Below are 14,533 nucleotides of genomic sequence, written 5' to 3' on the forward strand. Positions count from 1 at the left end.
AAACCGGTCGCTGCCAGTGCCAGTAAACCAATGGTCAGCGGTGCGTTACCTTGTGCCACTCCCAAGAGTCCAAAGCCTACCGCAGATGCCACCAGACACCCGGCCACGTGCCAGCGACGTTCGCCGGTCCGGTCGGAGTTTTTGCCAATGACCCACAACCCGATAATTGCCGCCAGGTACGGGATCGCCGAGAGCCAGCCGATGATGCGCACATCATCGACGTGCAGTCCCTTGATCAAGGTTGGCATCCAGAAGTTCATGGCGCCGGTGCCGCAGCAAATCGCAAAATACGCCAGCACAGCGGCATAGACCCTGAAGTCTTTAAGCAGATGCACCTTTACCCGCGTTGCGTCGGTGCTCTTGGCCGCGTCTTCGTTGCGCAGGTGGCCGGTGACGATGGATTTTTCTCGCGGGGTTAGCCATTTGGCGTCGGAGACGTTGTTATCCAGGTACCAATAGGCGAACAGCCCCAACAGGATCGGTGGTAAGCCCTCATAAAGAAACAGCAACTGCCAGCCTTTCAGGCCATGCAAACCCGCCAGGTCGTGCATGATCCAGCCGGCAATCGGTCCGCCCAATAAGCCGGAAATGGGCATGCCCATCATAAAGACTGCGCTGAACCGGGTGCGATACGCCGCAGGAAACCAGAACGAAAGATAAAGGATAACCCCAGGAAAAAAACCGGCTTCCGCAGCGCCCAGCAGCAGACGCGCGAGGTAGAGTTGGTTCGCACTGGTGATCATGCTCATGCTCATGGTCACCACGCCCCAGATCACCATGATCCGCACCAATGTCGCCCGCGCTCCAACCCGCTGCATGTACAGGTTACTCGGGACTTCAAAGGCGACATAGGTCACATAGAACATGGCAGCGGCCAAACCGTATATGGATTCGGTCAGGCCAAGATCGTGTACGAATTGCAACTTGGCGAAGCTGAGATTGACCCGGTCCAGGTAGCTGATGATGTAGCAAATCAGCAGCAGTGGAACGATGCGCAGGGCGATCTTTCGGTAAATGATCGCGGCTTCCTGATCCGTGGGCGAGATGTCGGTGCTTATTCCCTTAACATTCAAAGCGGTCATAGTTCGAACCCTGTTTATTGTTAGGTGTGGGGTTTCATGGCCTGTCGCGATCAAGCTCGGTTTGCAGGCGTGATTGGTGATCGGGGTGGACAATGCCGAGCAATTTATCCATGCGCTGGTTGAGAGTCAGTCCACGTAAATCAGCTACGCCGAATTCGGTGACGATGATCCCCGCGTCGCTTCGTGCAATGGTTGTAGGGCCGCCCAGCCGAGCGACGATCCGGCTATGGCTACCAGCAGTGGAGGGCAGGGCAATGATCGGCAGTCCGCCTTTCGAACGATGAGCGCCGCGAATGAAATCGAGCGCACCGCCCACTGCGCCGACGTAGCTGCCAGCAGCGACTTCCGAATTGATTTGCCCGGTCAAATCGACTTCTACTGCTGAGTTGATCGCCACCAATTTGTCGATGCTGGCCAGCACCTGCGGATCATGGGTGTAACGCGTTGAGCGCAACTCAATCGACGGATTCTGGTGGGCGTAGTCATGCAGCAGGCGACTGCCCATCAAAATGCCGCCCACACTGATGCCGCGATCAATAGCTTTGCGCTGGTTGGTAATCACGCCGCGTTGCATCAACCTCGCGACACCGTCGCCGAGACTGCCAGAGTGCACGCCCAATTCCCGGTGATCGCCCAGTGCGCTGAGTACGGCGTCAGGGATGGCACCGATGCCCATCTGCAAGGTGGCGCCGTCTTCGATCAATTGCGCGATGTGCCCAGCGATAAGCACATCGCTTTCCCGTAGACGGCTTGCTGGATTTTCCAGGGGGGCTCGGTCGGTATACAGCACGGCGTGCAGGTCCTCCGCGCCCAGGGTTCGCTCTCCATAGGTCCACGGTGCCTGGTTATTGATTTCGGCGATAACCACACGGGCGCTGTCCAGCGCGGGCAACAGGTATTCGCTGGCAAGGCTCAGGCTATAACGGCCCTCAGCGTCAGCGGGTGCCAATTGCAGCATCAACACATCAATCCTTAATGCGCCGCTGCCAATCAGGTCGGGCAGTTGGGAATAGTGGCTGGGAAGAATCTGCAAGACCTCGGCGTTGGCCAGCTCACGATTGGCTCCGGCGCCGCAATAGGCGATGAAGTCCACACCATCCGCATGCTGCGGTTGGCAGGTGGGGCTACTGGCGATGCCAAGCATCACCCGGAATCTGCCGATTTTATGCCGCTGAGCCATCAAGGCCTGCGTCAGCGGCAACGGCTCGGCGTTAGCCTGTCCCCACATAACCGTGTCGCCGGGGCGAATCAGGGCGGCCAGGTCCAGCGAATCCAGGTGCAATAACCGCGGCATGGCGAAATCTCGGGCAACAGTTGCCCGTGACCGTATTTTTTGCGGTCAGGGCATCAGGAAAATGTTATGGAAAAGCGGCGGCGCAATGGCCGCCGGCGAGGTCAGACGATTGAAGAGGGGTGCTTGGCCAAAGGCGTGACCTGGATCGTCATGTACGGGAATAACGGCAGGCTGGATAGCAACTCGTGCAGCTCATCGTTGCTGGCAACGTCGAGAATGCTGATGTTCGAGTACTGCCCGACAATGCGCCACAGGTGCGGCCACTTCCCGGCTTCCTGCAATTGAGTCGCACGTTTTTTCTCGGCAATCTTGATCGCGTCAATGGTCTCTGCCGGGATGTCACGGGGAATATTGACGTCCATTTTTACGTGATAAAGCATCGTTTCTACTCCAGTTAATGAGTGATGTTGCTAAGGGGATGTTTGCCAATCGCAGGGAATTCGTTCTCGGTTTCACGACCCGAACGGGCGTCGACATCTTCCAACCGTACGCCGCGGGTTTCTGGCAGCAGTAACACCGCAATGATCGATAATGCGTAGGCCACCAGACAGAACCCGCCAATCGCCTCCGCCAGGCCGAAGCGCTCAGACAGCACACCGACACCGGCAATGGACAATGCGCCCAGTGATTTACCCAAGTTGTAAGAGAAGCCCATGCAGGTGGTGCGAATGTGAGTTGGGAACAGCTCACTGAGATACGGGCCGAGGACAGCGAAGATTCCCGTGGCGAAGGCGCCAACCGGGAAGCTCATCAACATCAGCATGGTGGGGCTCATCGGTACCAGCATGTACACCACGGTAAAGATCCAGGCACCGACACAGAAAACCAGCAATGCCGGGCGCCGACCGAAACGGTCGGACAAGTACGCCGTCAAGACGAAACCGGCGAATGCACCCGCGCACATGATCAGCATCGTCACCACCACCGGTCCAGCCTTCAGGCCGCGGACTTGAACCATCAGCGTCGGCAGCCAGGCCATGATCGTATAAGCAGCGGCCTGTAGGCCGGTTACCAACATGGCGCCGAGCAAGGTCAGGCGAACCACCGCAGGCCGGAACGCGGACAGCAGCGAGGCTTTTTCCGCTGCATGGGCCTTGGCTTCCCTGAAGATTTCGGCGTCCTTGACGTTACGACGGATAAACAATACGAACGAGGCCGGGATGATGCCGACCCAGAAAGCTACGCGCCAAGCCATTTCCGGGGGTAAATAAGCCAATAGGCCAGTCATGATGACCGCAGACAATGCCCAACCCACGGAAAAGCCGCTCTGCACGAAGCCCATGGCTTTGCCCCGGTGCTCAGGGCGAATGATTTCCGCCATCAGCGCTGCGCCGACCGCCCATTCGCCGCCAAAGCCAAGGCCTTGCAGGGTGCGCACGACTAGCATTTGTTCGAAGGATTGGGTGAAACCAGCCAGCACGCCAAACAGCGTGAACCAGCAGATGGTGAAAATCAGAATGCGCACGCGACCATAGCGGTCACTGAGAATCCCGGCGACCCAACCGCCCAGCGAAGCCGAGAGCAACGCTGCGGTGCCAAGAATGCCAGCCTCACCTTTGGATATCTGCCAAACCGCCATTAAGGTCGGTAACAGAAAGCTGAACATCTGCGCATCGTAGGTATCGAGTGCCCAGCCGGAAAAGCAGGCCCAGAACGTCTTGCGTTCCTGTGGGGAGCCGGTCTTGTACCATTCGAACATGTCACCGTCCTTCTTGTTATTTGACTCTTTTTATTGGAGTGGCGCTCGGCAATACGGCGCCAGGATCAAGCATGCGACAGTTTCTTCGTGACGCCCATTTGCCTTTGCGAAACCCTGCCTTTCAACTTCGCTAAAGCTCAGGCGTCGCGAGGTGAAATCAACAGGTCTTGCGCCATGCTGGCGACCAGTCGGCCGTCACGTTGATAGATATGGGTCATGGTCAAACCTCGGCCAGAGCGGCTGCGAACGGCATCATTAACGAACAGTAACCATTCATTGACGTTGATTTCCAGACTGTGGAACCACAACGTGTGGTTGAGGTTGCTCACGTAATAGTGTTGCCACAACTCGATCATTCCCTGCTGCGGAGCCAGGCTGGCGTTCAGCCAACTGTCGGAGAGATACGCCAGCGCCGCGTGGTGCAAATAGCCCTCGGCAGACAGCGGCTGATTCAAGCGCACCCAATAGGCAAGCTCTCGCTGTTCGGCGGGGCGCTCAAAATAATCTTCGGGATGAATGGGACGAATATCCAGCACCGGCCGGGCACTGAAACGCAGTTGCACGGCCTCGGAGTACTGTGGGTAGCGCTCCGCCAGTTCCGCCAAGGTGGGCAGGCTTTCCGGCGCCGGCATTTGGCGATGAAAGCGATGCGGATCGCCGGGATCGCTTTGTTCCACCTGAAAACTGGCATTTGCACTGAGCACCAGGCCGGTGCCTTGGACGCCATACACATGGCGGGTGGACAGGCGCCGACCGTCTTGCAGTGGTTCAACACTGTATTCGATGGCTTCCTGTGGCCGTGCGCCCTGCAAAAAGGTCATTTGCAGCATACCGGGGCTTCGACCGGGCGCTGTTTGCGCTGCCGCCCACAACGTTTGCCCCAACAACTGCCCGCCATACACCCGACCATTGGCGTTGGTGTCGCACACGTAGCTCTTCCAGCTGTGCTCGCTTGCTGGCTCCAGGGTGAGCAATTCTGTCAGATCACGTTGATCCCAGCGGCGCTCGCTGTTCATTTGATCAGCGCCGCCAGCGTTTCAGTGTGCATGGATTTCCCTTGCCGGGTGGTGCCCGTAATTGCGCTGAAGTCCAGCGGGACTTCTGTCGCATCTTGCAGGGTTTGCGGCGTGGTATCGCCGATCAATTCGACCACTTTGACCCCGTCGGCAGTGATGTCCAGGGTTGCCAGTTCAGTGTAAATACGGCTCACGCAACCGAGCCCGGTCAGAGGATAGGTGCACTCAGGCAGTAGTTTGCTGCGGCCGTCCTTGCCCAGGTGCTCCATCATCACAAACACCCGTTTAGCGCCGATGGCCAGGTCCATTGCGCCGCCTACGGCGGGAATCGCATCCGGGGCGCCGGTGTGCCAGTTGGCCAGATCGCCGGTTACCGAGACCTGAAAAGCGCCGAGCACGCAGATGTCCAGGTGGCCGCCGCGCATCATCCCGAACGAATCGGCATGGTGAAAAAACGCCGCGCCGGGTTCAAGCGCGATGGGCTCCTTTCCGGCATTGATCATGTCCCAGTCTTCTTCGCCGGGCGCTGCGGCCTGCCAGCGACCGAGCACGCCGTTCTCACTGTGCAAGAAGTAGTCTTTATCCAGCGGCAGGTGGTTGGCGACCAAGGTCGGCAAGCCAATGCCGAGATTGACGTAGGAACCTTCGGGAATGTCTCTGGCGACCCGTTGCGCCATGGCGATGCGTACGTTCTTGTCCATGGAATTATCCCGCTTGGTTCAGAAGTGTCGCTGGTAGGTCGGTTGGCTCTTTTCGCAGAACCAGGTGTTTGACGAAGATCCCAGGCGTCACTATTGACTCAGGGTCTAATTCGCCCAATTCACAGAAACGTCCAATAGAGGCAATGGTATTTTTGGCTGCCATGGCCATGACCGGGCCAAAGTTCCGGGCGGTCTTGCGGAACACCAGATTGCCCCAGCGATCGCCGGCTTCGGCCTTGATCAGCGCGTAATCAACGTGAATCGGGAATTCGAGTACATAATTACGGCCATCAATGGTGCGGGTTTCCTTGCCCTCGGCCAGCAGTGTGCCGAACCCAGTTGGCGTGTAAAATCCGCCGACCCCAACACCTGCTGCGCGTAGCCGCTCAGCCAGATTGCCTTGAGGCACAATCTCCAGTTCGATTTTGCCGGCGCGATACAGTGCTTCGAATACGTGGGAACCGGTCATGCGCGGGTAGGAACAGAGAATTTTGCGGATGTGACCGGTCTTGAGCAGCGCAGCCAGGCCGGTATCACCTTGGCCGGCGTTATTACTGACTAGAGTAAGGTTGCGTGCGCCTTGCTCAATCAATGCATCAATCAGGTCGTCGGGCATGCCCGCGCCACCGAAACCGCCAACGGCGATGGTCGCCCCATCGGGAATACCAGCCAAAGCTGCTTGTACGGTGGGGGAAAGCTTGTCGATCATGAATGTTGTCCTTATTTTGAGACCGTCCGCCGTGGTCGTCCTGTGTGCGGGGGATCGGCGGGAAGCCAGGTCAGGCGGTGCATCGGGTGCGTGGCCAAACGCTCCACCTGACCTAGTTCAACCAGCTTGCCCAAGGTCAGCAGCAGTCACAATTTCAGTCTTCGGAAGGCTTGATTAACCGGTGGTTAACGGGCCCTCGATCACCACGTCAAACCCCGGCCACACCCACGGTCATGCCACCGCAGACGTACAGCACCTGGCCGGTGACAAAGCTGCTGCGGCTGTCCAGAAAGAACGCCGCCGCTTGGGCAATGTCATCGGGCATGCCCAAGCGTTTGACGGGGACCGAGTCAATAATTGCCTGAGTCCGCGGGCTGTCAGGTGGATTGGCGCGCTCGAACAGCTCGGTGCGAATCGGCCCCGGCCCGATGGCGTTGGCGGTGATGCCGAAGCGTCCCAGTTCCAGCGACCAGACCCGCGTCATGCCAATCAAACCGGCCTTGGTCGCGGCATAGGCGCTGCGCAGCTCCTTGCCCAAGGCGGCGCGCGAGGACATGTTGAGAATGCGCCCGAAGCCGGCCTGTTTCATGCCGGGTACCAGCGCCTGCATGCATTGCAGCGAGCAGCGCACGTTGAGCGCCCAGACCCGCTCCAACTCTTCGAAACTCTGATCTTCGGCACTGTTGGGGCAGACCATGCCGACGTTGTTGACCAAACGGGTAATCGGGCCTCCCGCGAGGGCTTCTTCCAGCGCGTGGGCGGTGGCTTTCAAATCAGTCAAATCGGCAATGATGCCGTTGCCAATGCGGTCGATAATCACCGGCTCGAAGCCGTCTTCACTGCAACGTTTGGCTATCGCGGCGCCGATACCGGAAGCGCCTCCGGTGATCAATACGCGTTCTTTGGGCATGACAGTTTCCTTAAAGAGAGAGCTTTAAACGAGGGCCGTAAATAAGGTCTAAACAGTCGCTACAGGATTGAGCGGCGCACCCACGGCACCCGGCAGGCGCAACGGCGGAGCGGTCAGCAGGAAACGGTTGCGCTGATTAGCGCGCAGCCAAGTGGCAAGCGGCGTGAGATGCCATAGCTCGCCCAGGTGCACGCCCAGTTTGAACAGGCAGTGATGGTGCAGCGGCATGACCGAGCAGCAGTCGCCGCCATGTCCATTGGGGAAGATCTCCACTGAGTAGTTGTCGGCCGCGATGGCCACCAGTCCGCTGTCAGTGATCCACTGCAACAGGCGCTGATCGTTGCCATCGAGCACGGCGCCCAGACTTTCCAAGGCTTTGGTGTCCGGCTGTTTGTTCATGCCCAGCACTGCTTCGGCGTAACCGGTGTGCAGGCAAACGATGTCGCCGGGTTCAATCTTGACCTGATCAACCTCAAGCACATGCATCAGCTCGTCATACCCGATGTGGGTCCGCGCATCGCCGTAGTGATGGTGCAAATCGATCATTACGCCGCGGCCCTGAACGCAGGTTTCGGCCATGCGCTCGATGCCCAGGGCATGGGCGCACGAAGTACTGTGGGGGGCGATTTCGCCTTCCAGACCGCAGTCGGCAACGTCGCTGGGACCGACCACGTCGATGCCGGCCGCGTAACCGTTGTAATAAAGCGGTTCAGCGACGCCATCGCCATTGGCGTCGAATAGGGCGCCGACGTGGGAGAGGGCATCCCATTGGGTGGAATATTGCAGGTGCAAAATCGCCAAATCGTCGCTCAATACATCAGGCCTGCCCGCCTGGATGCGGTCGTACTGGTAATTCATGTTGACCCCGCCTTTGCGCAGTAACGGGCGCAAGATCGGCGGCAGGCGGTTGACGTTCATGGCATTGCCGCCCGGATAATCCAGCGGCAGGCTCAGGCAAAACGCCAGGCCTTCACGAACCTCGGCGATACCCTGCAAGACCTTCTCCGGGGTTAGCAGATTAAGTCGGCCTTTCTGGTCATCTGGGCCGAAATCCCCCCAGTTCGAGCCTTCAGGGCGATGTTTCCAGCGTTGCGCGGTCATGAGGCCTTCCTATTATTTTGCGTAGCAGGCTGCCATACCGGTGCCTGGGCTCTCTGTGGTTAGAGTCCCAGACCTGCGCGGTACAGACAATTTCGCTTTTATGAACGCGGGGTTAAGCGCTGACTAACTGGGCTGGAAGGCGCTGTCCGAGGCGCGGCACCAGTCAATCAGGTTGTTGGCGAAATCCCGGGCGAAGGACGAAAGTCCGTCGAAATCTTGGGCGCAGAGCTGAAAGGTACGAACTGCCCACGGATCGAGCAGGGCGCAAGACCCTATGTTTGACTGGCCCTTGAGTCGGGTAAAACCAGCCTGGGGCACGATGGCGATGCCAGCACCGGCTTCGACCATACGAAAAATTGCGTCGGAACTAGCGACTTGTACACGGATGGTCAAAGGCGTGTGCAACGCTGCAGCGGCACGGCTGAGGAACACGTGAATGGCACTGCCTTCCAGCAACGAAACAAAGGCGTATTTCAGTGCTTCCTTGAAGAACACTTCGCGGTTGGCCAGTATCGGATGCCCCAGTGGCGCGATCACCATCAACCGGCTTGAGACCAGTGGCACACTTTGCAACCCCTCGGTGACCACACTGCCAGACACGATGCCCAGATCGGCACCACCGTCGCGGATGCTGCGCACAATGTCATCGCTCAACCGTTCACGCATGTCGATGTGTACGTCTGGATGGGTTTTCAGGTATTCGCCGACCACGGGCGGAAGGTATTCAGTGATCGCCGTAGTATTGGCCAGCAGCCGCAACTGGCCTTTGAGGCCAATGGCGTACTCCTGCAAATCTCCGGTGAGCAGTTCCAGTTGCGCCAAAATCACCCGAGCGTGTTGCAGGTAGGTTTTGCCAGCATTGGTCAGCGTGACACCTTGGGGCGAACGCTCCAGAAGGCGCATACCGAGGTTGTCTTCAAGGTTTTTGATGCGATTACTGGTCGCGGGCACCGAGAGAAACGAACGCTCGGCGCCACGGGTCAGGCTGGTGGTTTCGGCAATATTGATGAATAGCCGAAAGTCGGTGATATCGAAATGCATCGCCATTATCGTGTACTTCTTGTCCAGTGATGCTCCACGTTAATGGCAGTCGCCAGCCCTGTCCAGACAAGGGCGGCGCCGTCTGGCTCGGGGATTACCACTGCGCCGGTTCGAAGCGAAAGCCCTCACCTTCACGACGGATGTAACCGCAATGCGGCTCGCCGAAGTGCACCGGCATGATCAACGCCTCTCGATCTGCTGCGCGGTTTAGGAACTCCAAGCGGGTGTTGCGTGCAGTGTCGGCCCAGATGCAATAACCCGAGTTGACGTCCGGACGCACGATTTGTATCGGGCTGTGCAGGATGTCGCCACAGAACAAACCTTCTTCACCTTGTGAGCGTACGCGGAAGGCAACTTGCCCTGGGCTGTGCCCCGGCGCGGGTTCGACCACCAGGCAATCGGCGATTTCCTGTGGCGGTTCGATCATCACCCCGAGCCCTTCATCGATGATCGGCATCACGCTGTCGAAGAATGAATCACCGAATACATCGATGACCCCCGGCTCTTTGTTTTTGCCTTCTTTGCAGAAGACAAAGTCTTCCTTAGGAATGTAATAACGCGCGTTGGGAAAGGTGGGCACCCAGCGACCGTCCTGCCAAGTGGTGTTCCAGCCGACGTGATCGGCATGCAGGTGGGTCAATACCACGTGGGTGACTTTTTCCGGCGCTGCGCCTGCAGCAATCATCCACTCACGCACCAGCGTATTGAGCATGTTCATCCGCGGAATGCCGGCACGCGGCTTGAAATTACCGACACCGGTGTCGACCACGATGATATTGCTGCCTGCGAAGACGATCCAAAACTGAATAGTCACGATCAACTTGTTCATGTGCGGCACCCAGTGATTTGGCGCCATCAAACGCTGGTGCTCGTCGAGCACGCTGCGGTCGATATCTGGGAACAGAAAGGCTGGATCGTGGGTCGGCCCCGCGTATTCAAGGATTCGGGTGACTTTGATATCGCCGATCATGCGTGACTGCATCATGGTGTGGGTTCCTTATAGGTTTTTATAGTTAAGCGGCGTGCTGACTGGCAGCGATCCGGTGGTCCGGGTTGGCCATGAACGCCTGATAGATGCTGGCGCCGCTGCGGTTTTCCAGGATGTACTGCGTCAGCAAAGTGCTGACCCACTGCGGACTTTGCACCGGCATGAAGTGCCCGGAGGCTACGTGTAGTGCTTCTATATGGCGAGCGAACCCGGCCAAGCGGTCAATCTCCTGCGGCGGTCGTAAACCGTCGTATTGGCCTGCGACCAACAGCGAGCGGGCCGGCAACTTAGGCAGGTCATCCTCAAGCTCCATGCGCGCCAGCATCGAGAAAATGGCGGCGAAGCTGTGTGGGTCAGCACCCAACCAGCGATAGCTAAAGCGCTCGAACACCGAAGGATCGGTACGTAACGATGCAGGCCAGGTTTTATCAAGTAACGCTGGAATTAGCTCTTTCAGGCCTTCATGGCGGATCGCAGCGGCGCGTTGCAGGGTCGCTGCGCGGGCTGCAAAGGGTATTCCGCACGCCGGTGACAAACCGATCAAGTGGCTGGTTCGCTGTGGGTAGCGGGTCGCGAATCGAATCGCAATCGCCGCGCCGACAGCGACACCCACCAGTGCCACGGGACCGTCGATGTTCAATTCATCCAACAAGCCGGCGAGGTCGTCGATCAGCGGATCAATATCGATGTCACCGACGATTTTCTGCGAAAGACCTGAACCGCGTACGTCATAACGCAGTGTCTGAAATTGACCCTGCAAGTTGCAGCAGACGTGATCCCAGCTTTCCAGGCTGCCGCCCATTTCGTGAATCAACACCACCACGGGGCCAACCTTAGGGCTCAACTGGTAGCGCACTACGTTGTCATTGACCTTGAGCCAATTCATGTCGCTGCCCTCGTTCATACCCGCTCAAAGATTGCGGCCATGCCTTGGCCACCGCCAATGCACATGGTTTCCAGGCCATAGCGCACGTCGCGGCGGCGCATCTCATGCAGCAGGGTGGTCATGATGCGAATGCCGGTAGCGCCGATGGGATGGCCCAAGGAAATACCCGAGCCATTGACGTTGACCCGATCAATGTCCTGCATGTCCCAGGCGCGCAATACCGACAATGCCTGGGCGGCGAATGCTTCGTTGATTTCAATCAAACCCATGTCGGCCAGGCTCAGGCCCGTGCGCTTAAGCAGCTTGGCAACCGCCGGCACTGGGCCGATGCCCATACGGGACGGGTCGCAGCCTGCGGCAGACCAGTCCACCAGTTTGGCAATAGGTTGCAGGTTGTAGCGTTTGGCGTAATCGGCAGACACCACCAGGCAACCCGCTGCTGCATCGTTTTGCTGACTGGAGTTGCCCGCGGTGCACACGCCTTCGGGCAGCAATGTGCGCAGGCTGGCCATGCTTTCGAGGCTGGCATCGTCGCGGATGCCTTCGTCCATGGCAACGCGTTCGCTGGCGCCACGCTTACGCGGTACATCCAGTGCAATCACTTCTTCGGCAAAGCGACCTTCGCGCCATGCCCGTGCCGCATTCTGGTGGCTTCGAACCGCAAAACGGTCGGCTTCTTCGCGGCTGATATGGTAATCCCGCGCCAGGTTTTCAGCGGTTTGCGGCATACCCGAAATACGTCCGAAACGCCCTTCGGGTTGCGAGCGTTCACGACCGCGTTCGAGGCGGTCGTGCATTTTAACGCTGCCCGCCCGGGACCCCCAACGCATGTCGTTGCTGTAGTACTCGATGTTGCTCATGCTTTCCACACCGACCACCATCACCGCTTCGGCATGGCCCGTCTGGATGCGCATTGCGGCGTCAGCGATCGCTTGCAGGCCTGAGCCGCAGCGTCGATCCAGTGTGTATCCCGGCACTTCAATTGGCAGGTCGGCGAGCAATGCCGCATAACGGCCCATGCACGGCGCTTCGCTGTTGGCATAGGACTGGGAAACGATGACCTCATCCAGTGAGTCCGGGGCGATGTCCAGGCGGCTCATCAGGGTACGAATGACGGTAGCAGCCAAATGGTCAGCGGTCAGCGAGGCGAGGGCGCCGCCGAACTTACCGATAGGGGTGCGCAGGGGCGACACGATCAATGCGTCTTTCATCACGCGAGTACCTTTTGTTATTGGCGTGTGCGACAGGTTCAAACCAGCATGGCGTTGATAGGGACCAGAGACAATTTCGTTTAGCAAAAGGCAGCCTTCGACGCTGCTTAACGACTGCCCTCGTAGCGGTCATGTTTTCCAAAGCGCAAGTGCTGCTTAAGCAAATCCCAATACCCAACCTGCAACGGGCTGCCCATGCTGGCACCGCCCTGAGCGTCCGACGCCGTGGCCCTAATAAAAACAATTTTTGGGAAGCACCCACATGCAAAAAAATCCCCTGGCGCGCGTTTGTGCGCTGTCTTGTATCGCGCCCATCGTTGCTATTCCGTGTATCGCCAAGGCCGATTTTCTTGGCGACAGCAGTGCCACCCTGGACTTGCGCAACTTCTATTTCAGTCGCGATTATCGTCAGGAAAATGCAAAGCAGTCCCTGCGCGCTGAGTGGGCGCAGGGCTTTATGCTCAACGCAAAATCCGGCTACACCGAGGGTCCGGTGGGTTTCGGTCTAGACCTGTACGCGGCGTTAGGGGTAAAGCTTGATTCGTCCGCAGCGCATGCGGGCACTGGCTTGCTGCCCAACGCCTTCGGTGATTCGGGACCAGGGGAGTACAGCGATCTGTCCGGGGTGTTCAAAACCAAGGTGTCAAAAACCGAATTCAAGGTGGGTGGTTTCATGCCCAAGTCACCGGTGCTGTTGTCCAGTGATGCGAGGTTGCTGCCACCGCTGTTTAACGGTGCGACCCTGGTGTCCAGCGATATCGATAACCTGTTGATTGATGCCGGGCAGTTTCGTAGCGTCAACTACCGCAACTCCAGCGGCAACCATGACGACATGCTCACCGGCAACTATGCCGCTAGCAGTGATCGCTTCGTTTACGCGGGTGCGGCGTACACCTTCAACCCTTCGTTGACGGCTTCGTTTTGGCGGGCAGAGTTGAAAGATGTTTATCAGCAAAACTATTACGGTTTGCTGGCCGCGCGCAGGCTTGGCAGTTGGGCACTGGGTGCCAACTTGGGTTATTTCGATTCATCGGAAACCGGAGCGCAGCGGGCCGGGAAGATCGATAACGGCCTGACGTCGGTGCTGCTGTCGGCGAATCTAGGCGGTCATACCTGGCGGCTGGGTTATCAAGACAACCGAGGCAACTCGCCGTTTCCGTACCTGCAAGACGCCGATCCCAATGTGGCGAACGTGGTGCAGATTCTCGATTTTACCCGCGCCCAAGAGCGCTCGTGGCAAGCCCGTTATGACCTGAATATGGCGGCGTTCGGGGTGCCGGGTTTGACCTTTCTCGCGCGCTACCTTCGAGGTGACGGGTTTGAAGTGGCGGGCAATGGCAGTCAAGAATGGGAGCGCGACCTTGACGTCAGTTACGTTATTCAAAGCGGCCCGTTGAAAAACGTCGGCATGCGCTGGCGCAATGCGATGGTGCGTTCTGAAGTTGCTGGGGATCTGGACGAAAATCGGCTCATTCTGTCGTACACCTTTGCGTTCAAATAAGTAGCGTAATGGCCTAAAAAAAGGACCACTGAAAACAACCAGTGGTCCGCTCAAGGAAACGTGATCTCAGGCGTTACTGACGAGGGCAAGAATATTGCGGGCTCGTTGAACGACGGGGGCATCAATCATTTGCCCGTCTAATTGAAAAGCACCGGCGTCATCAGCACCTGCCAAAACGCGGCGGGCCCATTCCAGTTGAGTCTGATCGGGTGCCAACGCGTCATGCACCACGGCAACTTGTCGTGGATGGATACACAACATTCCATCGAAACCCATGCTTTGCGCGCCGAGGATAAAATGCGTGAGGCCTTGGGTGTCGTCGATGCGCGCGTAGACGGTCTCCAGCGGAGGTGCCAATCCAGCCAGTCGGGTGTGCAGCAACAAGGCGAAGCGC

14 protein-coding genes and 1 pseudogene are annotated in these 14,533 nt (G+C 58.2%); 1 reads left to right on the forward strand and 14 read right to left on the reverse strand.

The window, feature by feature from the left end; genetic code table 11:
* The 13 genes from M0974_RS27270 to M0974_RS27330 form a co-directional block, all read right to left on the reverse strand.
* Positions 1–1,082 (reverse strand): MFS transporter (locus M0974_RS27270; RefSeq protein ID WP_297844490.1); only part of this gene is annotated, 1,082 nt, incomplete at its 3' end.
* Between the two features lie 34 nt (positions 1,083–1,116).
* Complete coding sequence (locus tag M0974_RS27275; protein ID WP_297844493.1) at positions 1,117–2,376, reverse strand: acetyl-CoA hydrolase/transferase C-terminal domain-containing protein; 1,260 nt, start codon at positions 2,374–2,376, stop codon at positions 1,117–1,119.
* A 101-nt stretch (positions 2,377–2,477) separates the two neighbouring features.
* Positions 2,478–2,756, reverse strand: coding sequence for a muconolactone Delta-isomerase (gene catC / locus M0974_RS27280; RefSeq protein WP_297844496.1), 279 nt, complete (start codon positions 2,754–2,756; stop codon positions 2,478–2,480).
* A gap of 14 nt (positions 2,757–2,770) precedes the next feature.
* Positions 2,771–4,075 (reverse strand): MFS transporter, encoded by a 1,305-nt coding sequence (locus tag M0974_RS27285; protein WP_297844499.1) that lies wholly within the window; start codon positions 4,073–4,075, stop codon positions 2,771–2,773.
* A 137-nt stretch (positions 4,076–4,212) separates the two neighbouring features.
* Positions 4,213–5,091, reverse strand: coding sequence for an acyl-CoA thioesterase II (locus tag M0974_RS27290; protein ID WP_297844501.1), 879 nt, complete (start codon positions 5,089–5,091; stop codon positions 4,213–4,215).
* A complete protein-coding gene (locus M0974_RS27295) occupies positions 5,088–5,792 on the reverse strand; it encodes a 3-oxoacid CoA-transferase subunit B (protein ID WP_297844505.1) in 705 nt (234 codons plus the stop codon). Before M0974_RS27295 ends, M0974_RS27290 begins: the two co-directional genes overlap by 4 nt.
* A gap of 4 nt (positions 5,793–5,796) precedes the next feature.
* Entirely contained in the window at positions 5,797–6,501 is a 705-nt protein-coding gene (locus tag M0974_RS27300) for a 3-oxoacid CoA-transferase subunit A (RefSeq protein ID WP_297844508.1), read from the reverse strand.
* A gap of 208 nt (positions 6,502–6,709) precedes the next feature.
* Positions 6,710–7,411, reverse strand: coding sequence for an SDR family oxidoreductase (locus M0974_RS27305; RefSeq protein ID WP_297844511.1), 702 nt, complete (start codon positions 7,409–7,411; stop codon positions 6,710–6,712).
* 48 nt (positions 7,412–7,459) lie between these two features.
* A complete protein-coding gene (locus tag M0974_RS27310) occupies positions 7,460–8,512 on the reverse strand; it encodes a cyclase family protein (protein ID WP_297844514.1) in 1,053 nt (350 codons plus the stop codon).
* 123 nt (positions 8,513–8,635) lie between these two features.
* On the reverse strand, positions 8,636–9,559 hold the full coding sequence (locus tag M0974_RS27315; protein ID WP_297844517.1) for a LysR substrate-binding domain-containing protein: 924 nt from the start codon (positions 9,557–9,559) through the stop codon (positions 8,636–8,638).
* 88 nt (positions 9,560–9,647) lie between these two features.
* Positions 9,648–10,538, reverse strand: coding sequence for an MBL fold metallo-hydrolase (locus tag M0974_RS27320; protein WP_297844520.1), 891 nt, complete (start codon positions 10,536–10,538; stop codon positions 9,648–9,650).
* 28 nt (positions 10,539–10,566) lie between these two features.
* Entirely contained in the window at positions 10,567–11,445 is an 879-nt protein-coding gene (locus M0974_RS27325; protein ID WP_297844523.1) for an alpha/beta hydrolase, read from the reverse strand.
* Positions 11,442–12,638: an acetyl-CoA C-acetyltransferase gene (locus M0974_RS27330; RefSeq protein WP_297844526.1), complete on the reverse strand. Its 1,197-nt coding sequence runs from the start codon at positions 12,636–12,638 to the stop codon at positions 11,442–11,444. The genes M0974_RS27325 and M0974_RS27330 overlap by 4 nt, the downstream gene beginning before the upstream one ends.
* Before the next feature lie 262 nt (positions 12,639–12,900).
* Here M0974_RS27330 and M0974_RS27335 point away from each other — a divergent pair, with 262 nt between their 5' ends.
* The gene (locus M0974_RS27335) at positions 12,901–14,139 is read left to right on the forward strand and encodes an OprD family porin (protein WP_297844529.1); all 1,239 of its coding nucleotides are present in this window, start codon (positions 12,901–12,903) and stop codon (positions 14,137–14,139) included.
* A gap of 66 nt (positions 14,140–14,205) precedes the next feature.
* Here M0974_RS27335 and M0974_RS27340 read toward each other — a convergent pair.
* Positions 14,206–14,533, reverse strand: a pseudogene (locus M0974_RS27340) (CoA ester lyase); the annotation flags it as partial.

Origin of the sequence: Pseudomonas sp. (genome assembly GCF_026224925.1) — a bacterium.
In the GTDB taxonomy this organism is placed as follows: Bacteria; Pseudomonadota; Gammaproteobacteria; order Pseudomonadales; family Pseudomonadaceae; genus Aquipseudomonas.